Source organism: Amycolatopsis sp. lyj-346, from assembly GCF_046548975.1.
GTDB lineage: Bacteria > Actinomycetota > Actinomycetes > Mycobacteriales > Pseudonocardiaceae > Amycolatopsis.
In genome coordinates this window covers 15,259-35,745 of sequence record NZ_JAJPWT010000003.1, presented here as the reverse complement: position 1 = coordinate 35,745, position 20,487 = coordinate 15,259, and the positions used below count along the sequence as shown (strand labels likewise).

Below are 20,487 nucleotides of genomic sequence, written 5' to 3'. Positions count from 1 at the left end.
GTGGGGTCATGGCCGATCCCGAGCTCGTCCGATACACCCTAGACAACGGTCTGCGCGTGGTTCTCGCCCCCGACGCGACCGCGCCGGTGGTCGGCGTCAGCGTGCACTACGACGTGGGTTTCCGTTCCGAGCCGGAGGGGCGCACCGGTTTCGCCCACCTCTTCGAGCACCTGATGTTCCAGGGCTCCGAGAGCCTGGAGAAACTCGCGCACTTCCGGCACGTGCAGTCCAGCGGCGGGACCTTCAACGGGTCCACCCACCCCGACTACACCGACTACTTCGAGGTGCTCCCGAGCGCCGCGCTCGAGCGTGCGCTGTTCCTCGAAGCCGACCGGATGCGCGCGCCGAAGCTGACGGCGGAGAACCTGGCGAACCAGATCGACGTCGTCAAGGAAGAAATCCGGCTCAACGTGCTGAACCGGCCGTACGGCGGGTTCCCGTGGATCACCCTGCCGCCGGTGCTGTACTCGACGTTCCCCAACGCGCACAACGGCTACGGCGGCTTCGAGGACCTCGAAAGCGCCACGGTGGACGACTGCGCGGCGTTCTTCGACACCTACTACTCGCCGGCGAACGCCGTGCTGACGGTGGCGGGCGACTTCGAAGTGGACAACGCCAAGAAGCTGATCGAGGACCACTTCGGCGACGTCCCGCACCGGCCGGCGCCGCAGCGGCCGTCCTTCGCCGAGCCGCTGCCGACCACCGAGCTGCGCGACGAGATCGAAGACGCGCACGCCCCGCTGCCCGCGCTCGGCATCGGCTACCGGATGCCGGACCCGATCAACGACGTCGACAGCTACCTGGCCTACCTCGTGCTGGCCGGCGTGCTCACCGACGGCGACGGCTCCCGCCTGCAGCAGCGGCTGGTGCACCGCGAGCCCCTGGTCGTCGACATCGGCGCGGGCGCCGGGCTGTTCGGCCCGTTCGAGGCCCGCGACCCCGACACGTTCACCATCACCCTGATCCACCCGCACGAGGTGTCCCGCGAGCGCGTGCTCGCCGCGCTCGACGACGAGCTCGAGAAGCTCGCCGAGACCCCGCCGAGCGAGGAAGACCTGCGCAAGGTCACCGCCCGCTGGACGGCGAGCCTGCACTCGGAGCACGACCGGCTGGTCTCCCGGACACTGGCCCTCGGTTCGTTCGAACTGCTCTACGGCGACGCGTCGCTGGTGTACCGGCTCGCGGACCGGATGTCCGCCGTCACCGCGGAAGCCGTGTCGGCGGCGGCGAAGGCGCTGCGCCCGGACGCGCGCGCCGTGCTGGTGGTCAAGCCCGCTTCGGAAGGGAACAACGAGCAGTGACTTCAGCAACGCACCGCAGCGCCGAGGAGATCGGCCGCACCGCGCGGGGGCCGCGGCCGCTGCCGCCGCTCGGCGAGCAGCGGGCCGCCGGCGATCTGTCCCATGTGGACACCCAGCTGGCGAACGGCCTGCGCGTGGTGGCCGTGCGCAAGGCGACCGTGCCGATGGTCGAGGCGCGCCTGTGGATCCCGTTCGCCGGTGACGACGCGCTGCACCCGGCGACCGCCGAGGTGCTCGCCGAGACGCTCCTGACCGGCACCGCCCGCCGCAACCGCATCGAGATCGACGCCGAGCTGGCGCTCATCGGCGGCGACATCGGCGCCGGCGTCGACCCGGAGCGCCTGGTGCTCACCGGGTCCGCGCTGGCCGACAAGCTGCCGACGTTCCTCGACGTGCTCGGCGACGTCCTCACCGGGGCGACCTACGCCGACGAGGAGATCGCGCGCGAGAAGGAGCGGCTGGTCGAGCGGATCGCCGTCTCGCGCACCCAGCCGCGCACGATCGCGCGGGAGGCCCTGCAGAAGCACCGCTACGGCGACCACCCGGCGACCCGCGAGGTCCCGCGCGCCGAAGACGTCGCCGTCGTGACCCCCGAGCAGGTCCGGGCGCTGCACCAGGCGTCGGTGCTGCCGCGGGGTTCGGTCATGGTGCTGGTCGGCGACCTCGACCCGGCCGGTGTCGTCGGCGACCTGGAGAAGGTGCTCGGCGGCTGGGCGTCGGACCGCTCCGCCGTGCGGCTGCCGCCGCTGCCCGACCTGACCGGGCCGGACGTGCTGCTGGTGCCGCGCGCCGGCGCCGTCCAGTCGCAGATCCGCCTTTCCGCGCAGACCGTGCCGCGCACCGACCCGGGGTACGCGGCGCTGCAGCTGGCGAACCTGGCCTACGGCGGGTACTTCTCGTCGCGGCTGGTGGAGAACATCCGCGAGAACAAGGGGTACACGTACTCCGCGCACTCCGGGTTCGAGTTCACCGACGGCACCGCGGTGGTCAACGTCGACGCGGACACCGCGACCGATGCGACGGCCCCGGCGCTGCTGGAGACCCGCTACGAGCTGGGCCGCCTCGGCCAGGTCCCGCCGTCCGGCGACGAGCTGGAGTCGGTGCGGCAGTACGCGATCGGCTCGCTGCTGACCTCGACGTCGTCGCAGGCCGGGCTGGCCGGCCAGGTGCTGGCGCTGGCGTCGACGGGCCTCGGCCTGGAGTGGCTGAACGAGCACCCGGCGCGCGTCGCCGCCGTCACCGCCGACGACGTGGCCGAAGCGGCGCTGAAGTACTTCGCCCCCAAGCGGTTCACGGGCGTGGTGGTCGGTGACGCGGCGATCCTGGAGCGGAAGCTGCTGGCGCTCGGCGACGTCGTCGTGGGCGAGCCGGCCTGATGTCCGTCCCGTTCTCCCTCGGTGCCCTGCCGACCCTCTCGCGGTCCACAGTGGACCGTCAGGAAGGTTTGCGCACCAACCCGTCGCGGCTGTCGTCGCGGTGGGCCGACGCCCGGGTCGTCCTCCTGGACGACACCGGGCGCACGCCGGTCGTCGAAGGCGCGTCGACGTTGGCGTTCCGGAAGGCCGTCGACTTCGGGGCTTCCCCGCCCGCGGACGCGGTGTTCCTCGGCGAGTGGCAGGACGTCGACTACTGGTCGCTGCCGGGCGGCCCGTCGGGTGAAGCCGACACGGTGAAGATGGCGGGCAGCTGGGGTTTCGTCGAGGAGGTCCCGCGCGCGGACGGCGAGATCTGGGTCGAGCTGCGCGGGTACGGCGACCTGCTGGACGACACGTCGGCGGGCCTGTTCACGACGGCGCAGGCGTTGCGGTTCTGGCGCCGCCAGGCCAAGTTCTGCACCCGCTGCGGCAACCCGACGGAGCTGATCCAGTTCGGCTGGGCGAGCAAGTGCACGGGTTGCGGGCGCGAGGAGTACCCGCGCACGGACCCGGCGGTGATCTGCCTGGTCCACTCGCTCGAGGGGACGAACGGCTCCCACGTGCTGCTGGCCCGCCAGCCGATCTGGCCGTCGGGCCGGTATTCGGTGCTGGCGGGGTTCGTCGAGGCGGGGGAGTCCCTCGAGGCGTGCGTGGTCCGCGAGATCCGCGAAGAGGTGGGTGCGGACGTCTCGGACGTGCGGTACCTGGGAAGCCAGCCGTGGCCGTTCCCGCGCTCGATCATGCTGGGGTTCACGGCCCGGGCGGACCGGCTTCTGCCGCTGGTCCCGGCGGACGGCGAGATCGAAGAGGCGCTGTGGGTCTCGCGCGCGGAGGTCCGGGCGGCGTTCGAGAACAGTTCGGCCCGCGGTGAGGGAGCACGCCCGACCCCGATCGCGAACGGCGCGGCGGAGATCATCCTGCCGGGCAATTCGTCCATCGCCCGCGTGATGCTCAAGGCCTGGGCGGACGCGGAGGAGTAACCGCCGCCACCGAGCGCGACCACGAAGAACGGCCCCGGCTACCCGCCGGGGCCGTTTCCGTTGCGCCCTGTGCCCCGGCCCAAGCGCCCCAATGTGGCCTTCGGTGCGTTGAACGCACCCAAGGTGGCCTTCGGTGCGTTCAACGCAACCAAGGCCACATTGGGGCGCTGGAGAGGAGCGGGGATTCTTGGCCGGGTCCGGCACCGCGGCGTAACTCGTTCACCGGTACGCCTGCCACCTGGTCCAACGTCGGCCCAAGCGTTACCTGGCCGTTTCGCGGGACCGTGTTGACGGCTGTGCCCCGGCTCACTACAGTCGCCGGAAACCGTCTGTAAAGTATCCTAATTAAGCCCGGAGGAACGAGTGCGAGCCGGTAGCCCGCGGATGCTGCGCGAACTCAACGATCGCGCCGCCATCGAGGTCCTCCTGCGGGAGGGCCCGCTCACGCGGGCCGAACTCGAGCTCGCCATCGGGCTCTCCAAGCCCGCCACCGCGCAGCTGCTCACCCGGCTCGAAGAGGACGCTCTCGTCGTCAAAGCCGGGGTGCGGGGTGGTGGCCGCGGGCCGCGGGCCCAGCTCTGGGCGGCCAACGGCGGCCTCGCCTTCGTCGCCGCCGTCGATCTCACGCCGCACGTGGCGGACTTCGTCGTCGCCGACGTTGCCGGGGTCGTGCTCGCCGAACACCGGACGCCGCTGCCCGTGCACGCCGGTGCCGACGTCGTCGGGACCTTCGGGGAAGCCCTCAGCCAAGTGGCCGGGGAAGCCGGGATCAAGCGGGAGGACCTGGCCCACGTGGTGATCGGCGCGCAGGGGGCGTTCGATCCGCGGACCGGCCTGCTCTCCTCCGCCCCGCACATCCCCGGCTGGCTCGGCTTCGACGTCCCGCAGAAGCTCAGCGACGAACTCGGCGTCGACGTCCTGATCGAGAACGACGTCAACCTCGTCGCCGTCGAGGAGATGACCGCCGGGCTGGCCCAGGACGTCGACGACTTCGTCATGGTGTGGCTGTCCGAGGGCGTCGGCGGTGCCGTCGTGATCGGACGGCGGCTGCTGCGCGGCGCCACCGGCGGGGGCGGCGAGATCGACTGGATGCGCGTGCCCGATCCGGCCACTGTGGACACCGGCGACGTCTGGCCCGAGGCCGGCGCCCGCTTCGGCAACCTGGTCGACTCGCCCGCCATCTGCCGCCTCGCCGCCGCGCACGGCATCGCGGCGGAAACCGCCTGGGATGCCGTCACCCAAGCGAAAGCCGCCGGGAATCCGGACTTCCTCGACGATCTCGCCAGAAGGGTCGCCGGCGGCGTCGCCAACCTCGTCGCGGTCGCCGACCCGCAGCTCGTGCTCCTCTGCGGCGACACCAGCCGGGCCGGCGGCGAGGAGTTCGCCGCGCTCGTCCAGGAAAAGCTGCACGAACTGGTCCTGCCGCGCACACCCGTCGGCTGCGCGTCCGTGCAGGGCAACGCCGTTCGCGCGGGCGCGCTCCAGTCGGCGCTCGCCACCACCCGTGAGGACGTCTTCGGCGTCGTCACCCCCACGCTCCTCGGGTCGCGCCGGCCCGAGGGCGGCAGCACCCGTCCCCGACCGAGTAGCCCCAACCGATGAGGAGGAGGGCCATGCCCCCTACCACCCGGATCCGCCGCGGCTCCCTGTTGGCCGTCGCAGCCGCGGCAGCTGTCCTGCTGACCAGTGCCTGCTCCGGTGCCGCCGCCCCGAGCGGGACGGACGCGGCGGCCGCGCCCGGCAAGGACGACAAGCTCACGCTCACCGTCTACTCCAAGTTCACCGACCGCGAGTACGGCGTGGTCACCGCGGGCCTCAACAAGCTCAAGGCGAAGTTCCCGAACATCGAGATCAAGCACGAGGGCAACCAGGACGACGACAAGCTCACCCAGTCGATCCGCGGCGGCAACCCGCCTGACGTCGCGATCTCCTTCTACACCGACAACCTCGGTGCCTGGTGCTCCACCGGCAGCTTCCAGGACCTCAAGCCCTACATCGACCGGGACAAGATCGACCTGACCCAGATCCCGGACGCGGTCCGCAACTACACCGAGTACCAGGGCAAGCGGTGCGCGATGCCGATGCTCGCCGACGTCTACGGGCTCTACTACAACAAGGACATGTTCGCGGCGAAGGGCATCACCTCGCCGCCGAAGACCACCACGGAGTGGTTCGAGGACGCCAAGAAGCTCACCGAGTTCAACCCGGACGGCTCGATCAAGGTCGCCGGTTTCCTGCCCTCGATGCCGTTCTACGCCAACCAGGCCCAGTACTGGGCGCCGAACTTCGGCGCGCCGTTCCTCGGCCCGGACGGCAAGTCGGACCTCGCCGCCAACCCCGGCTGGAAGGCGATGTTCGAGTTCCAGAAGAAGATGATCGACTTCCTCGGTGGCCACGACAAGGTCGAGCAGTTCAAGGCCGGCCTCGGTGACGAGTACTCCGCCGACAACGGCTTCCACAAGGGCAAGCTGGCGATGATCTACGACGGCGAGTTCCGCACCGCGTTCCTCAAGGACCAGGCACCCGGCCTCAACTACGCCACTGCACCCGCACCGGTGCTCGACACCATGGCCGGCCACTACGGCGGCGGCTTCACCACCGGCACGATCATCGCGATCCCCAAGGGCGCCAAGAACCCCGGCGCCGCTTGGGAGCTCATCAAGCAGGTCACCCTGGACACCGACACCCTGGTGGACATGGCCAACGGCCTGAAGAACGTGCCCAGCACCAAGGCGGCGCTCACCTCGCCGCGCCTGGACCTGCAGCCGCAGTTCAAGACGTTCCTCGACATCTACGACAGCGGCAAGCTGGTGGCCAACCAGACCACGCCGATCGGCGACGCGCACCTCAAGGCGGTCAACGACTTCGCCGAGAAGTGGCAGGCCGGCTCGGTGCCCGACCTGACCGAGGGCCTGAAGAAGGTGGACGCGCAGATCGACGACGAACTGAAGCAAAAGGGCGCGGGCGGATGACCTCGACTCTTGCTGCGAAAACCGACGGTTCCTCGCCTGCGCCGGACAAGGCGCGGGCGGGGGCCCGCCGGGCCAAGCGCCGCCGGACCGTCCTGTTCTTCATGGCCCCGGCGTTCCTCGGGTTCCTGATCTTCTTCGGCTACCCGCTGATCGCCACGGTCTACTACTCCTTCACCCGCTACGACCTGATCAACCCGCCGCAGTTCATCGGGTTCGACAACTACGTCCGGATGTTCACCACCGAGCCGCTGGTCGGCACGGCCGCGTACAACACGTTGTGGCTGGTGGTCGTCCTGACGGTCTGCCGGGTGACGTTCGCCCTCGGCATCGCGTCGGTGATCTCGCGGCTCAAGTCGGGGGTCGGGCTGGTCCGGACGCTCTGCTACCTGCCGACGCTCGCCCCGCCCGCGGCCGCGACGCTGGCGTTCGTCTTCGTGTTCAACCCGGAGTTCGGCCCGGTCAACCGGTTCCTGCGGTTCGTCGGCATCGACGGCGGGCTCTGGTTCAACAGCCCGGAGATGTCGAAGCCCGCGCTGACGCTGCTGGCGCTGTGGGGCTCCGGCGAGCTGATGATCATCATCCTCGCCGCGCTGCTGGACGTCCCGGCCGAGCAGTACGAGGCTGCGGAGCTCGACGGCGCCGGCGCGGTGCGCAAGTTCTGGCACGTCACGCTGCCGTCGATCTCACCGGTGCTGCTGTTCGGCGTGGTCAACTCGATCATCTACGCCCTGCAGTTCTTCACCCAGGCGATCGTCGCCGCGTCCGCGTCGGCGGGAACAGCCGACGTCGCCGGCAACTCGAAGCTCATCGGCGCACCGCAGAACTCGACGCTGACCTACCCGATCTGGCTGTACGTCCAGGGCTTCCGCTACTTCAACATGGGCTACGCGGCGGCGATGGCGGTGCTGCTGTTCATCGTCTCGTCGGGCTTCACGTGGATTCTCGTGCGGCAGCTCCGGAAGTCCCAGCACCAGGAGGAGGGGGCATGAACATACCCTTGCGACAGCCTGTTCATGCCCCCGATCGGGTGCGGGTGTCCCGCAAGATCGGAGTGGGGGCATGACCGCACTGGCCGAAGCGCCGCAGAAACCGGCGGGCGTGCCACCGAAGGTGAAGTTCAAGCGCACCTGGGACAAGCGGCTGTCCTTCATCGCCACCCACGCGATCGGCATCGCCCTCGGCGTGATCTTCATGCTGCCGCTGCTGTTCGTGTTCCTCACCGCGGTGATGAAGAGCGACCAGGCGATGACGGCGAGCCTGTGGCCGAGCGAATGGCACTTCGAGAACTTCGTCAAGGTGTTCCAGAAGGCGCCGCTGCTCGAATACTTCGGCAACAGCCTGCTGTATTCGGCGTTGGCGACGGCAGGCGCGCTGCTTTCGGCGATCCCGGCGGCGTACGCGCTGGCCAAACTGCGGTGGCGCGGGCAGAACCTGTTCTTCATGCTGACGGTGGCGGCGATGCTGCTGCCACCGCAGGTCACCGTCGTCCCGCTGTACGACCTGTGGGTCCGGATGGGCCTCACCGGCACGCTGGTTCCGCTGATCGTGCCGTACTTCTTCTTCGACGCGTTTTCGATCTTCCTGCTCCGGCAGTTCTTCCTCACCATTCCGAAGGACTACCTCGAAGCGGCGAAGATCGACGGCTGCAACGAGTTCCAGGCGATGTACCGCGTGCTGATCCCGATGGCCAAGCCCGGGATCGCGGCCACCGCCATGTTCTGCTTCCTGTTCACCTGGAACGACTACTTCGGGCCGCTGCTCTACACCGGCGAAAACCAGGACCACTGGCCGCTGTCACTGGCCATCGCGTCCTTCCGCGGCATGCACCACGTCGAGTGGAACATGACGATGGCGGCGACCGCGCTGATCATGGCGCCGGTGATCGTGCTGTTCATCTTCGCGCAGAAGTCGTTCGTCAAGGGCATCACATTCACGGGGGTCAAGGGATGAAGCTGGCTGTCGTCGGTGGCGGGTCCACCTACACGCCGGAGCTGATCGACGGGATCGCCGGCCGCCGATCCACTTTGGACGTCGACGAGATCGTGCTGGTCGACCCGGACGCCTACCGCGTCGAGGCGGTCGGCGGGTTCAGCAGGCGGCTGCTGGCGCACGCCGGGCACCCGGCGGAGGTGCGGACCACGCAGTCGCTGGAGGAAGGCGTCGACGGCGCGTCGGCCGTGCTGATCCAGCTGCGCGTCGGCGGGCAGCGGGCGCGGCGCTCCGACGAGACGTTCCCGCACGTCTGCGGCTGCGTCGGCCAGGAGACGACCGGCGCGGGCGGGCTGGCGAAGGCGCTGCGCACGGTGCCGGTGGTGCTCGACATCGCCGAGCGCGTCCGCAAGATCGCCGGCGACGACACGTGGATCGTCAACTTCACCAACCCGGTCGGCATCGTCACGCGGGCGCTGTTCAACGAGGGCCACCGCGCGGTCGGGCTGTGCAACGTCGCCATCAACCTGCAGCGGCAGTTCGGGAAGCTGCTCGGTGTCGGCGCGGACGACGTCAAGCTCGTCCACACCGGGCTGAACCACCTGAGCTGGGAGCGCGGCGCGCTCGTCGACGGCGTCGACCGCCTGCCCGAGCTGCTGGAGCAGCACCTGGACTACCTGTCCAACGAGGTCAGCGTGCCGGAGAAGTGGCTGCGGCGGCTGAACGTCGTGCCGTCGTACTACCTGAAGTACTTCTACGCGCACGACGAGCAGGTCACCAAGCAGCGCACCGAGCGGCCGCGCGCGGACGTCGTGTCCGACGTCGAGGAAGAGCTCCTGAAGATCTACCTCGACCCGGAGCAGGTGACCAAGCCGGAGTCCCTCGAAAAGCGCGGCGGGGCGTACTACTCCGAAGCCGCCGTGCAGCTGGTGCACGCGCTGACCGCGGACGGCCCGGCCGAGGAGCACGTGGTGAACGTCCGCAACGGGGGCACCTTCCCGTTCCTGCCGGACGACGCCGTCATCGAGACGCGGTCCACTGTGGATTCCTCCGGGGCCACGCCGATCCCGCAACCGCCGGTGGAGCCGAACTTCGCCGGGCTGATCGCGGCGACGACGGCGTACGAGTTCCTGGCGCTGGAGGCGGCGGTGAAGGGCGGCCGGGACCGGGTGGCCGACGCGCTGCTGGCGCACCCGCTGGTCGGGCAGTACACGAAGGCCGACACGCTGGCCGATTCGCTGGTGCAGATCAACCGCGAGTACCTGCCCTGGGCGCGCGGATGAGGCCTGCAGTCATCGCGATCGACGGCGGCAACAGCAAGACCGAGGTCCTGGTGATCTCGGGAGACGGCGTGGTGCTCGGGTCGTCCCGCGGTCCCGGCGCTTCGCCGCAGAACATCGGCGTCGCAGGATGTGTTGCGGCGCTGGAAGAACTGGTGCTCGAGGCGTACCCGGCGTCCGGGACCCGGCCGGACGCGGTCCACACCTCCGCCTACCTGGCCGGGCTCGACTTCCCGCGCGAGGAGGAAGCCCTGCACGCGGCCCTCGCGGCCCGCGGCTGGAGCGACACGCTGACCGTCGGCAACGACACCCTCGCGCTGCTCCGGGCGGGCAGCGCGGGGGTGGGCGTCGCGGTCGTCTGCGGCGCCGGGATCAACGGCGCCGGCGTCGGCCCCGACGGCCGCGTGCACCGCTTTCCCGCACTGGGCAAGATCTCCGGCGACTGGGGCGGCGGCTACCGGCTCGGCGAAGAGGCCCTGTGGTGGGCCGTGCGCGCCGAGGACGGCCGCGGCCCGCGGACGGCACTGAGGCCGGCGGTGGCGGCGTACTTCGCCAAGCCGACCCTGCTGGACGTGGTGCAGGGCCTGCACTTCGAGGAGATCGACCCCGCCTCGATCCACGGCCTGTGCCCGCTGCTGTTCGAAGTCGCGGCGGCGGGGGACGAGGTCGCGCAGGACATCGTGACGCGGTTCGTCGAGGAGGTCAGCGTGTTCGCCGCGGTGATCCTCCGCGAGCTGGACCTGACCGAGGACGCGCCCGAGATCGTCCTCGGCGGCGGGGTGCTGACCGGGGTCGGCGCCACGGTGATCGCGGAGATCGAACGCCGGTGCCTCAAGGTGGCGCCGCGCGCGGTGGTCCGGGTGGTCGACGTCAACCCCGTGGTGGGCGCGGCGCTGTTCGGCCTCGACGCGCTGGGGGCGCCGGAGGCCGCGAAGGCGGCACTCAAGGCGGCGACCCAGCGCGTCTGAAGACTCTGGCGGAGCCTGTCCCGAAGCGGCGCGGGACAGGCTCCGCCAGACCCCTACGGCACCAGGATCTCGCCGGTCTCCAGCAGCGACTTGAGGTCGGACAGGATCCACGCCCAGCCGCCGCCCGCGTTCTCGCCCGGGCCGGCGTTGATGTCCTCCAGCTCGCCGCTGACCAGCGCGGCGGTGTTCGGGGCGCCGGTGAGGTCGTGGGTGACCGTGAGCCGGGTGCCCGCGGTCTTCGTCTCCTCGATGTCGTAGGTGAGGGTGCTGTAGGGCTCCTCGGCGACCTCCTGGCCCATCAGCAGCTTCCAGGTGACGACGAGCTTGCGCGGCGGGTCGGCTTCGAGGACTTCGCCGTCGACGAGGTCGCCGGTGAACCCGGCGTCGATGAAGTCCTGCGTCGGCCGGGTGCGGTGCTTGCCGCCGGGCTTGAGGTCGAAGTCCACGAGGCCGGTGTAGCCGTACTTCTGCGTCCACTCGGGCTTGGTGATGGCTTCCCAGATGCGCTCCGGGGTGGCCTTGATGTAGACGCGGTGGACCTGCACGGTGTTCGTCATGGGTCTTCGCCTTCCAGCTCGTTCTTGAGGTCGAGGAGCGCGGTGACCTGGCGCTCGGTGTACTTGTCGATCCACCGGTCGTGGATCTGGCGGATCGGGACGGGGTTGAGGAAGTGCCGCTTCTCGCGGCCTTCCTTGCGCGCGACGACGAGCCCGGCCTCTTCCAGGAGCTTCAGGTGCTTCATGACGCCGAAGCGGGTCATCTCCACCTGGGTCTCCAGCTCGGTGAGCGTGCGGCCGTCGCGCTCGAAGAGCAGGTCGAGCAGGAACCGGCGGGTCGGATCCGCCAGCGCCTTGAACACCAGGTCGTCGTCGGGCACCCACCCAAGATAGGTGACCAAAAGGTCACATGTCAACAGACGTCACTTTCGCCGTGAAAGTGTTCCGGAGGTGTGTCCTCCGGAACACTTTCACGGCGAAAGCTCCGTCTTAGACGAGGAGGGAGAGGGGGAGGATCAGGGCGATGGCGACCACGGAGATCAGGGTTTCCATCACCGACCAGCTCTTCAGCGTCTGGCCGACCGAGAGCCCGAAGTACTCCTTGACCAGCCAGAACCCGGCGTCGTTGACGTGGGAGAAGAACAGTGAGCCGGCGCCGATCGCCAGGACCAGCAGGGCGCTCTGTGACGGGTCCATGGTCGCCGCGAGCGGGGCCACGATGCCCGCCGCCGAGACCGTCGCGACCGTGGCCGAGCCCGTCGCCAGGCGGATCGCCACCGCGACCAGCCAGCCGAGCAGCAGTGGCGACAGGTTCGCGTCCTCGGCCAGGCCGGTGATGACGTCGCCGACGCCGCCGTCGACCAGGGTCTGCTTGAACCCGCCGCCCGCGCCGACGATGAGGATGATCCCGGCGATCGGGCCGAGCGAATCACCGACCACAGTGGACAGTTTGTCCCGGCCGAGCCCGGCCGGGCGGCCGAGCAGCACCATGCCCACCAGCACCGCCGCGAGCAGCGCGATCAGCGGGTCGCCGGCGAAGTCGAGGATCTTGCGGGCCTGGTTGTCCTTGGCCAGCAGGATGTCCGACAGGGCTTTCGCCAGCATGAGTACGACCGGCAGCAGCACCGTCGTGAGCGTCGCGGCGAAGCTCGGCCGCGGCTTGCTCGTGTCGGCGCGTTCCGGGATCAGCCGCTCCGGCGGCACGGCGTCCGGCACCAGCCGGGCCGCGAGCCGTCCGAACAGCGGGCCCGCGACGACCACCGTCGGGATGCCGACGAGCAGGCCGAACGCCAGCGTGACACCCACGTTCGCGTTGAGCGCGCCGGCCGCGGCCAGCGGGCCGGGGTGCGGCGGGACGAGGCCGTGCAGCACCGAAAGCCCCGCCACGGCGGGAATGCCCAGCAGCATCAACGGCTTCCCGGTGCGCTTGACCGCCAGCAGCACCACCGGGATCAACATCACGAGCCCGATCTCGAAGAACATCGGCAGCCCGATCAGGGCCGCGACGAGCGCCATCGCCCACGGCAGGCTCTTGTCGCGGGCCTTGCCGAGCACGGTGTCGACGATCTGGTCGGCGCCGCCGGAGTCGGCCAGCAGCTTGCCGAGCATCGCGCCGAGGGCGATGAGGATGCCGACGGACGCGACCGTGCTGCCGACGCCGGTCGTGAAGCTCTTCAGCAGCTTGTCGACCGGCATCCCGGCGGTCAGCCCGAGCGCGAGCGAACCGAGCACCAGCGACAGGAACGGGTGCAGCTTCACCTTCGTGATCAGCACGACGATGACGGCGATCGCGACGACGGTCGCGACGATCAGGCGCGTGGAGTGGCCGGTCCAGCCGGCGGCGAGGACGGCGTTCACGCGTGCTCCCGGAAGGCGGCCAGCGCGGCTTCGGTGATCTCCTCCGGAGTGCCGGTGATGGCGAAGATCGCGCCGGGCTCGTCCGGCTGCAGGGGTTCGAGGGTGGCCAGCTGCGACTCCAGCAGCGACACCGGCATGAAGTGGCCCGACCGGGTCTTCATGCGCTCGGCCAGCAGTTCGCGCGGGCCGTCGAGGTGGGCGAACCAGACGTCGCCGCCGCTGCGCAGGACGTCGCGGTACCGGCGCTTGAGCGCGGACGACGTCACGACGCCGCCGGCGGCCTGGTGCTCGCGGATCCAGCCGGCGATGGCTTCGAGCCACGGCGCGCGGTCCTCGTCCGTCAGCGGCGTGCCGGCGGTCATCTTGTCGATGTTGGCTTTCGGGTGGAACGTGTCCGCTTCCGCGTACTCGACACCGAGGGCCTCGGCGAGCGCCGTGCCGATCGTCGTCTTCCCGGAGCCTGACACCCCCATCACCACGATGACGGTCATCCGCACCTCCCACTTCGTTGTGCCCAGGCGAGTGAAACTCAAAAGTACTACTTATTCAAGATGAAGTACTACTTAATCGAATCAGACGTTAGCCTCGCGGAGTGGGGACCGACAGGCACGAACAGGTGCTGGACGCGCTGGGTGCGGCGATCGCGAACGGATCGCTGGCGCCGGGCACCGTGCTGCGCTCCGAAGAGCTGCAAGAACGCTTCGGCGCTTCGCGGACCGTGGCCCGCGAAGTCGTGCGCGTGCTGGAGACGATGCAGCTGACCACCAGCAAACGCCGGGTCGGGGTGACCGTCCGGGAGCCGGCGGAGTGGAACCACTACGACCCGCGGCTGATCCGCTGGCAGCTCGACGGCCCGGCCCGCCCGGCGGCGCTCGCCACGCTGAACGAGCTGCGCTCGGCGATCGAGCCGTGCGCGGCGCGGTTCGCGGCCCTGCGCGCGACGCCGGAGGAACGCGGCCGCCTCGGTGCGCTGGCGGAGCGGCTGGCGCGGACGGCCAGGGCGCGTGACCTTTCGTCGTTCCTCGGGTTCGACATCGCCTTCCACGACCTGCTGCTGACCGCGTCCCGGAACCCGATGTTCGGGCAGCTGTCGGAGGTCGTCGCGGAGGTGCTCACCGGGCGGACCGGGCACGGCCTGATGCCGCCGGAGCCGCAGCCCGAGGCCGTCGCGCTGCACGTCGCGGTGGCCGCGGCGGTGGCCGACGGCGACGCCGACCGGGCGGAGCGGGCGATGCGCGACATCGTCGTCCAGGCCCGTGACGAGATCGCCGCCCTGGTGGCGGAGGAGGGGGCCGAGGTCGAGTAGCCTCCTGGGGAACTGGACTTACTTCCGCCGGGGGGCACGGGTGAGCGCGGCGCGCGCGATCGGACTGGTGTTGGGCGTGGCGGCCGACGGCGCCCTCGGCGACCCCCGCCGTCGCCTCCCGGTGACGGCGTTCCGCCGTCTCCCGCACCGCTCGAGCGTCCTGGTCGCGGCCGCGGCGGTGGTCGGCGGCGCGCTGCTGGAGCGAGCCGGCCGAGGCCGCCCGCTGGTGCAGGCCTCGGCGACGGCGGTGACGACGTGGGCGGTCCTCGGCGCGGCGGGCTTGGCTCAGCAGGGCACGGAACTGGCCCGCGACCTGGAGGAGTGCCGCTTCGAGCCGGCCCGGACCACACTGTCCGAACTGGACCCCCGGGTGGCCGACGGCCTGGGCGCGATCGCGCTGTCCCGAGCCTCGGTGGAGACGCTGGCGGAGAACACGTCCGACGCGGTGGTGGCCCCGCTGGTGTGGGGCGCCCTCGCGGGCGTGCCGGGCTTGCTGGGCGCGCGGGCGGTGAGCCTGCTGCGCCGGTCGCGAGCGGGCCGCCCCGGCCACTGGGCGGTGGACCGACTGGACGAGCTGGTCCACCTGGTGCCCACCCGCGTGGCGGCGGCCTTGACGGTCCTGGCGGCCCCGGTGGTCGGCGGCTCGGCGGGCGGCGCCTGGCGGGCCTGGCGCCGCGACACGATCGCCCACCCGAGCCCGAACGCGGGCCGCGTGGAGGCGGCGTTCGCCGGAGCGCTGGAGATCCGGGTCGGCGGCCGCACGGTGTACCCGCACGGCGTGCTGGAGCTGCCGGTGCTGGGCGTCGGGCGGAATCCGGACGCGGGCCACGTGACGCGCGCGGTGGAGCTGTCCCGCGTGGTCGGCTGGCTGGCGGGAGCGACCGCGGTGGTGGTCGCCGTGGTGGCGGGTTTCGGGCGCCGCTGACACTCGCCGTTCATGACGTCGTTGGCCCCAGTGTCGCCACGGCAAGTGGCCTCACCCCAGGGCCATTTCCGGCCTACTTCTGATGGCCACTTTCGGCGAGTTCGTCGTCGGCGAGGATCTCCGCGACCGACTTCCGGCGCGAAGGGGCCGCCGAGGAGGACGCGTCCAGCGCTCCGCCCGGCTTCAGCTCGCGGACCGTGAAGTACAGCCAGCCGAGCAGCGCCATCGCGCCGAACGCGATCCACTGCAGCGCGTACGACAGGAACGGTCCCGAATCCGTCTGCGGCAGCGGCAACGCGCCGAGCACGCCGGGCTGGCCGACGTCGAGCTGGAAGTAGCCCGGCCGGATGTCGAGGCCGCCCGCGCGCGCCACCACCCGGGAGTCGACGACGTAGCTCTGCAGCCGCCCGCCGGTCGAGGCGTCGGCGAAGGCGTCGCGGTGCTTCGGGTCGTTTTCGTCGGCGCGCACGCGAGCCGTCACGGTGACGGTCCCGGCCGGCGGCGGCGCGAACGGCAGCGCGGCCGACTTGCTGTCCAGCCGGACGTAGCCGCGGTCGATCAGCACGATCGTGCCGTCGGTGGTCCGCATCGGCGTCAGCACCTCGAAGGCCCCTTCGCCCTGGACCGTCCGCAACCGCGCGATGACCTCCTTGTCCGGCAGGTACTGGCCGGTGATCGAGACGAGGTGCCACTCGGTGCGCTGGTCGGGCACGCTCCCCGGCGGCAGCAGCTGCGGCAGCGGCACCGGCGCCGCGGTGAACGACGTCTCCAGCGAGGCGTTCTGCTGCTCGCGCTCGGTGTTGCGGCTGAACTGCCACGGTGAAAGCAGCGTGAAGCAGCAGACGGCGAAGGTGAACACCACCGCCGTCAGAGCCAGCCAGCCGGGCCGGAGCAGGAACCGCAACCGCACCCCACCACGGTAAGGCGTGCCCCGTCCGGGCCGCCCGCCGACCTCCGTCACCGGTGACTCCTACCCGCGTGCACGCACCCAATCCAGCAAACCGGGCACCGCGCGCTCGATCATGCCGAGGACGTCTTCGAAGCCCTCGTCGCCGCCGTAGTACGGGTCCGGGACCTCGGCCCCCTCGGGTGCCGACGGGTCGAACGACCGCAGCAGCCGTACCTTCGCCGGGTCGCCGGCCCGCGACCGCAGGAAATCGAGGTGTCCCTCGTCCGCGGCGAGCAGCAGGTCGGCGGCGAGGTCTTCGTCCGACACCTCGGACGCGACGTGCGTGGCCGGGTAGCCGTGCGCCTTCAGCGTCGCGCGGGCGCGCTTGTCGGCGGGCTCCCCGGCGTGCCACGGGCCGGTGCCCGCGCTGGTCACCCGGACGGCGCCGTCGAGACCGGCGTCGGCGAGCTTGGCCCGGAACACCAGCTCGGCCATCGGGGAGCGGCAGATGTTGCCGGAGCAGACGAAGACGATGTGCGTCACGCCCCGAGCGTAACCAGCGGGTTCACCCGGTCACCCGCCCGCTCGGCGGTATCCGCGGCGCGCGGCACGCACTTAGCGTCGATCGGGCGAGGACGCGAACCGGAAGGAGAGCGATCATGCACGGGTGCTGCTCGAAGTGCACCGGCCTGGGCTGCGGCTGCTGCGGCAACTGCAACTGACCGGCTCCGGCGCCCGCGGCGGCTCGACGCCGCCGGGGCGCCCCTAACCCGCCGTACAGGTCGCCGACGTCGCTTCGCCGAGAGCGCGCGCGTGCAGTGCGCCGAACCGGTGGAAACCGTCCACGATGCTCGCCGTCACCAGCTGCCGGAGCGGGCACGATCGCGCCGCCCGGACCGGGATCGTCGCCGCCAGCTCGGTCAGCAGGCCCGTGTTGAGCCCGTCGATCACCGGGCGGATCTGCCCGAGGTCCGGGCGGGTCGACGGCGCCTCCGCGGGGTGCGCGTCCCAGCGTGCGTAGAGGCCGCGCTGCACCAGCTTGTTCGCCTCGATCTGGGCGCGGAAGAACCGCACCGCGTCCGCCGGGGCGAGGCCCAGCTGCGGGGCCCGCGCCGCGACCGAGTCGTAGATCTGCTGCTCCCGCGCCGGGTCGTCGATCGGCGACGGCGTGCCGTACTTGGCCGCGGCCACCTGGTCGGCGATCGCGACGCGCTGCGCCGCCAGATCGGTGAGCCGCCACAACGACGTGGACGTGTCCGACGCCGAGGCGGGCGCGGCGAAGAGCAGGGACCCGGCGAGGACCGCCGTCACCGAGACGAGCAAGGACCGAAGGCGCATGATCCGGAAAGGTACATGCGAAAATCACCGCGTGTCCGCGCCCTCCGCCCTTTCCGAAGTCATCTCCGTGCTGGAGCGGGCTTACCCGCCCGAGCTCGCCGAGTCGTGGGACGCCGTCGGCCTCGTCTGCGGCGACCCCGCCGAACCCGTGAGCCGGGTGCTGTTCTGCGTCGACCCCGTCGCCGAGACCGTCGACGAAGCCGCCGCACTCGGCGCGCAGCTGATCGTCGCGCACCACCCCCTGCTGCTGCGCGGCGTGCACGGCGTGCCCGCCGACACCGCCAAGGGCGCGCTCGTGCACCGGATGATCCGCGAAGGCATCGCCCTCTACTGCGCGCACACCAACGCCGACTCCGCCGACCCCGGCGTCTCCGACGCCCTCGCGCAGGCGATCGGGCTGCGCGTCACCGGCCCGCTGGAGCCGAAGGCCGACGGCGTCACCGGCATCGGCCGCCTCGGCGAACTGCCCGAGGCCGAGCCGTTCGCGGCGTTCGTCCAGCGCGTCGCCGACGCCCTGCCCGCGACCGTGCCGGGCGTGCTCGGCGCGGGCGACGCGGACCGCCCGATCCGCACCGTCGCGGTGTCCGGCGGTGCCGGGGACTCCTACCTGAAGCAGGCCACCGACGCCGGCGTCGACGCCTTCGTCACCGCCGACCTGCGGCATCACCCCGCCGGCGAGCACCTCGCGGGCCGCGGCCCGGTCCCCGCGCTGGTCGGGCTGACCCACTGGGCCAGCGAGTGGCCCTGGTGCGGGCAAGCCTCGGCGGTCGTGGCGCAGGCGTTTGCGGGTAACGTCGACGTTCACGTCTCCACGCGGTGCACCGACCCGTGGAACGTCCGCGCCGAGCGCACATCGATCTAAGAGGAGCACCGTGAAGGCCGAACCCGCCGTGCAGCGCCAGTTGCTCGAGCTCGCGAAGGTGGACGCCGAGCTCTCGCGCACCGCGCACCGCCGTCGCACCCTGCCCGAGCTGGCCGAGATCGACGCGGGGGAGAAGACCGCCCGCGAGCGCCGCGACGCGCTCGTGTCGGTGGAGACCGCCGCCTCCGACCTCGACCGCGAGATCGCCCGCCAGGAGAAGGAGATCGAGTCGGTGCGCGCCCGCGAGGACCGCGACCGCAAGCTCCTGGCCTCCGGCTCGGTCAACTCCAAGCAGATGACCGACATCGAGCACGAACTGCATTCGCTGGAACGCCGTCAGCGCGCGCTGGAGGACGACCTGCTGGAGCTGATGGAGCAGCGCGAGGCCCTCGGCCTGGACGCGCAGCGCACCGGCGCCGAGGTCGACAAGGCCGAAGCCGAGGTCGCCGCCGCGATCGCCCGCCGCGACGAGGCGTTCAAGGACCTCGACACCACCCGCGCGCGCCGCGACGAAGACCGCGTGAAGCTGCTGCCGCGCTTCCCGGAGCCGCTGCTCAAGCTGTACGAGCGCGTCCGCGAGCACAAGGGCATCGGCGCCGCGCTGCTGCGGGCGCGGCGCTGCGGCGCGTGCCAGCTGGAGCTGGACCGCAACACCGTCAACGAGATCAAGGCCGCGCCGGAGAACGAGGTCATCCAGTGCGAGAACTGCGGGGCGATCCTGGTCCGGACCCTGGAGTCGGGTCTGTGACGTCGCATGTGGTGGTCGAAGCCGACGGGGGTTCGCGGGGCAACCCGGGCCCGGCCGGCTACGGCGCGGTCGTCAAGGACGCGGTCACCGACGAGGTGCTCGCCGAGCGCAAGGAAAGCCTCGGCGTCGTCACCAACAACGTCGCCGAGTACCGCGGGCTGATCGCCGGTCTCGCCGCCGCGGCCGAGCTCGGAGCGTCCACTGTGGACGTCCGGATGGACTCGAAGCTCGTGGTGGAGCAGATGTCCGGGCGCTGGAAGATCAAGCACCCGGACATGCAGCCGCTGGCCGAGCGGGCCAAGGAGCTGGCTTCCGGCTTCTCCCGCGTCAAGTACGCGTGGATCCCGCGGGCGGAGAACTCCCACGCCGACCGCTTGGCCAACGAGGCCATGGACGCGGCCACCGGCAAGCCCGCCGCCGGCCGGCCGGGCAAGGCCGCGAAGACCGAAAAGCCGAAGCTGCCGACCCGGCAACCCGACCGCGCGGCGGTGGCCTGGACCGGCGCCCGCGGCACCCCGACCCGGCTGCTGCTGCTCCGCCACGGCCAGACGGAGATGTCGGCGCTGCGCCGCTACTCCGGCCGCGGCGACGTCCCGCTGACCGAACTGGGCCGGACGCAGGCCGCCGCGGCGGCGAAGCGGCTCGCCGAGACCGAGGGCCTGGTGGTCGACGGCGAGGCCGTCCCGATCATCTCTTCGCCGCTCACCCGCACGAAGCAGACCGCGCAGGCCGTCGCCGACGCGCTCGGCGGCCGCGTCGAGACCCACCCCGGGCTCATCGAGACCGACTTCGGCGAGTGGGAAGGCCTGACGTTCGCCGAAGCGGCCGACCGCGACCCCGAGCTCCACCGGTCCTGGCTGGGCGACAGCTCGGTGCCGCCGCCCGGCGGGGAGAGCTTCGACGTCGTCCACCGGCGCGTCCGCAAGGCCCGCGACGAGCTCATCGCCGAGCACGGCGGCCGGACGTTGGTGCTGGTCAGCCACGTGACGCCGATCAAGACCCTGCTCCGGATGGGCCTCGACGCCGGCCCGCAGCTGCTGTTCCGGCTGCACCTGGACCTGGCGGCGCTGTCGATCGTCGAGTTCTACCCGGACGGGAACGCTTCGGTCCGGCTGGTCAACGACACCTCGCACCTGGTCTGACCGGCGGAAATGTGGGGCGGATCACGCTCAACCCCGACGCCTGGCGGACCCCGGATGGGGTATTGGCTACAGTGTCTC

General features: G+C 71.2%; 21 protein-coding genes. 14 read left to right on the top strand and 7 right to left on the bottom strand.

Going from position 1 to position 20,487, the window contains the following annotated elements:
• The first annotated feature begins 8 nt into the window (after positions 1-8).
• The 9 genes from ACLJQE_RS11750 to ACLJQE_RS11710 all read left to right on the top strand — a co-directional run bounded on the left by ACLJQE_RS11750 (position 9) and on the right by ACLJQE_RS11710 (position 10,845).
• A complete protein-coding gene (locus tag ACLJQE_RS11750) occupies positions 9-1,301 on the top strand; it encodes a M16 family metallopeptidase (RefSeq protein WP_410639213.1) in 1,293 nt (430 codons plus the stop codon).
• The gene (locus ACLJQE_RS11745; protein ID WP_410639212.1) at positions 1,298-2,677 is read left to right on the top strand and encodes a M16 family metallopeptidase; all 1,380 of its coding nucleotides are present in this window, start codon (positions 1,298-1,300) and stop codon (positions 2,675-2,677) included. Before ACLJQE_RS11750 ends, ACLJQE_RS11745 begins: the two co-directional genes overlap by 4 nt.
• Positions 2,677-3,696 carry an NAD(+) diphosphatase gene (gene nudC, locus ACLJQE_RS11740; RefSeq protein WP_410639211.1) on the top strand — a complete coding sequence of 340 codons (1,020 nt, stop codon included), beginning with the start codon at positions 2,677-2,679 and terminating at the stop codon, positions 3,694-3,696. Before ACLJQE_RS11745 ends, nudC begins: the two co-directional genes overlap by 1 nt.
• 384 nt (positions 3,697-4,080) lie before the next feature.
• On the top strand, positions 4,081-5,298 hold the full coding sequence (locus ACLJQE_RS11735; RefSeq protein ID WP_410639776.1) for an ROK family transcriptional regulator: 1,218 nt from the start codon (positions 4,081-4,083) through the stop codon (positions 5,296-5,298).
• 11 nt (positions 5,299-5,309) lie between these two features.
• Positions 5,310-6,668, top strand: a complete 1,359-nt coding sequence (locus ACLJQE_RS11730; protein WP_410639210.1) for an extracellular solute-binding protein — start codon at positions 5,310-5,312, stop codon at positions 6,666-6,668.
• The gene (locus ACLJQE_RS11725; protein WP_410639209.1) at positions 6,665-7,657 is read left to right on the top strand and encodes a carbohydrate ABC transporter permease; all 993 of its coding nucleotides are present in this window, start codon (positions 6,665-6,667) and stop codon (positions 7,655-7,657) included. Before ACLJQE_RS11730 ends, ACLJQE_RS11725 begins: the two co-directional genes overlap by 4 nt.
• Positions 7,658-7,727: 70 nt before the next feature.
• Positions 7,728-8,618 (top strand): carbohydrate ABC transporter permease, encoded by an 891-nt coding sequence (locus ACLJQE_RS11720; RefSeq protein ID WP_410639208.1) that lies wholly within the window; start codon positions 7,728-7,730, stop codon positions 8,616-8,618.
• Positions 8,615-9,880, top strand: a complete 1,266-nt coding sequence (locus ACLJQE_RS11715) for a 6-phospho-beta-glucosidase (protein WP_410639207.1) — start codon at positions 8,615-8,617, stop codon at positions 9,878-9,880. Before ACLJQE_RS11720 ends, ACLJQE_RS11715 begins: the two co-directional genes overlap by 4 nt.
• A complete protein-coding gene (locus tag ACLJQE_RS11710; RefSeq protein ID WP_410639206.1) occupies positions 9,877-10,845 on the top strand; it encodes an N-acetylglucosamine kinase in 969 nt (322 codons plus the stop codon). Before ACLJQE_RS11715 ends, ACLJQE_RS11710 begins: the two co-directional genes overlap by 4 nt.
• Before the next feature lie 53 nt (positions 10,846-10,898).
• Here ACLJQE_RS11710 and ACLJQE_RS11705 read toward each other — a convergent pair whose 3' ends face one another.
• From ACLJQE_RS11705 to ACLJQE_RS11690, 4 genes are all read right to left on the bottom strand, one after another.
• Positions 10,899-11,402 carry an SRPBCC domain-containing protein gene (locus ACLJQE_RS11705; RefSeq protein WP_410639205.1) on the bottom strand — a complete coding sequence of 168 codons (504 nt, stop codon included), beginning with the start codon at positions 11,400-11,402 and terminating at the stop codon, positions 10,899-10,901.
• Positions 11,399-11,722: an ArsR/SmtB family transcription factor gene (locus ACLJQE_RS11700; RefSeq protein ID WP_410607879.1), complete on the bottom strand. Its 324-nt coding sequence runs from the start codon at positions 11,720-11,722 to the stop codon at positions 11,399-11,401. Before ACLJQE_RS11700 ends, ACLJQE_RS11705 begins: the two co-directional genes overlap by 4 nt.
• Before the next feature lie 109 nt (positions 11,723-11,831).
• Positions 11,832-13,199, bottom strand: coding sequence for a gluconate:H+ symporter (locus ACLJQE_RS11695; RefSeq protein ID WP_410639204.1), 1,368 nt, complete (start codon positions 13,197-13,199; stop codon positions 11,832-11,834).
• Positions 13,196-13,690 (bottom strand): gluconokinase, encoded by a 495-nt coding sequence (locus ACLJQE_RS11690; RefSeq protein WP_410639203.1) that lies wholly within the window; start codon positions 13,688-13,690, stop codon positions 13,196-13,198. The genes ACLJQE_RS11695 and ACLJQE_RS11690 overlap by 4 nt, the downstream gene beginning before the upstream one ends.
• A gap of 101 nt (positions 13,691-13,791) precedes the next feature.
• On the opposite strand from ACLJQE_RS11690, the gene ACLJQE_RS11685 reads away from it, so the two are divergent.
• Complete coding sequence (locus tag ACLJQE_RS11685) at positions 13,792-14,505, top strand: FadR/GntR family transcriptional regulator (RefSeq protein ID WP_410639202.1); 714 nt, start codon at positions 13,792-13,794, stop codon at positions 14,503-14,505.
• Between the two features lie 40 nt (positions 14,506-14,545).
• Positions 14,546-15,430 (top strand): cobalamin biosynthesis protein, encoded by an 885-nt coding sequence (locus ACLJQE_RS11680; protein WP_410639201.1) that lies wholly within the window; start codon positions 14,546-14,548, stop codon positions 15,428-15,430.
• 73 nt (positions 15,431-15,503) lie between these two features.
• Here the strand turns inward: ACLJQE_RS11680 and ACLJQE_RS11675 are convergent, their stop codons facing one another.
• The 3 genes from ACLJQE_RS11675 to ACLJQE_RS11665 form a co-directional block, all read right to left on the bottom strand.
• A complete protein-coding gene (locus ACLJQE_RS11675) occupies positions 15,504-16,340 on the bottom strand; it encodes an SURF1 family protein (protein WP_410639200.1) in 837 nt (278 codons plus the stop codon).
• Between the two features lie 60 nt (positions 16,341-16,400).
• Complete coding sequence (locus ACLJQE_RS11670; protein ID WP_410639199.1) at positions 16,401-16,862, bottom strand: low molecular weight protein-tyrosine-phosphatase; 462 nt, start codon at positions 16,860-16,862, stop codon at positions 16,401-16,403.
• A 222-nt stretch (positions 16,863-17,084) separates the two neighbouring features.
• The gene (locus ACLJQE_RS11665) at positions 17,085-17,657 is read right to left on the bottom strand and encodes a chorismate mutase (RefSeq protein ID WP_410639198.1); all 573 of its coding nucleotides are present in this window, start codon (positions 17,655-17,657) and stop codon (positions 17,085-17,087) included.
• Positions 17,658-17,688: 31 nt separating this feature from the next.
• Between ACLJQE_RS11665 and ACLJQE_RS11660 the strand changes: the two genes are divergently transcribed.
• Genes ACLJQE_RS11660 through ACLJQE_RS11650 form a run of 3 tightly spaced genes read left to right on the top strand, consistent with a single transcriptional unit; the run spans position 17,689 to position 20,409 of the window.
• Positions 17,689-18,519, top strand: coding sequence for a Nif3-like dinuclear metal center hexameric protein (locus tag ACLJQE_RS11660; protein WP_410639197.1), 831 nt, complete (start codon positions 17,689-17,691; stop codon positions 18,517-18,519).
• Between the two features lie 10 nt (positions 18,520-18,529).
• On the top strand, positions 18,530-19,267 hold the full coding sequence (locus tag ACLJQE_RS11655; RefSeq protein WP_410639196.1) for a zinc ribbon domain-containing protein: 738 nt from the start codon (positions 18,530-18,532) through the stop codon (positions 19,265-19,267).
• Positions 19,264-20,409: a bifunctional RNase H/acid phosphatase gene (locus ACLJQE_RS11650; protein ID WP_410639195.1), complete on the top strand. Its 1,146-nt coding sequence runs from the start codon at positions 19,264-19,266 to the stop codon at positions 20,407-20,409. Before ACLJQE_RS11655 ends, ACLJQE_RS11650 begins: the two co-directional genes overlap by 4 nt.
• Positions 20,410-20,487: the final 78 nt, after the last annotated feature.

Excerpts from the sequence above, each read along its gene's own strand:
- ACLJQE_RS11705 (WP_410639205.1), bottom strand. The coding sequence starts at position 11,402 with ATGACGAACACCGTGCAGGTCCACCGCGTCTACATCAAGGCCACCCCG.
- ACLJQE_RS11730 (WP_410639210.1), top strand. The coding sequence starts at position 5,310 with ATGCCCCCTACCACCCGGATCCGCCGCGGCTCCCTGTTGGCCGTCGCA.
- ACLJQE_RS11690 (WP_410639203.1), bottom strand. The coding sequence starts at position 13,690 with ATGACCGTCATCGTGGTGATGGGGGTGTCAGGCTCCGGGAAGACGACG.
- ACLJQE_RS11715 (WP_410639207.1), top strand. The coding sequence starts at position 8,615 with ATGAAGCTGGCTGTCGTCGGTGGCGGGTCCACCTACACGCCGGAGCTG.
- ACLJQE_RS11665 (WP_410639198.1), bottom strand. The coding sequence starts at position 17,657 with ATGCGCCTTCGGTCCTTGCTCGTCTCGGTGACGGCGGTCCTCGCCGGG.
- ACLJQE_RS11720 (WP_410639208.1), top strand. The coding sequence starts at position 7,728 with ATGACCGCACTGGCCGAAGCGCCGCAGAAACCGGCGGGCGTGCCACCG.
- ACLJQE_RS11735 (WP_410639776.1), top strand. The coding sequence starts at position 4,081 with ATGCTGCGCGAACTCAACGATCGCGCCGCCATCGAGGTCCTCCTGCGG.
- ACLJQE_RS11750 (WP_410639213.1), top strand. The coding sequence starts at position 9 with ATGGCCGATCCCGAGCTCGTCCGATACACCCTAGACAACGGTCTGCGC.
- ACLJQE_RS11710 (WP_410639206.1), top strand. The coding sequence starts at position 9,877 with ATGAGGCCTGCAGTCATCGCGATCGACGGCGGCAACAGCAAGACCGAG.
- ACLJQE_RS11725 (WP_410639209.1), top strand. The coding sequence starts at position 6,665 with ATGACCTCGACTCTTGCTGCGAAAACCGACGGTTCCTCGCCTGCGCCG.
- nudC (WP_410639211.1), top strand. The coding sequence starts at position 2,677 with ATGTCCGTCCCGTTCTCCCTCGGTGCCCTGCCGACCCTCTCGCGGTCC.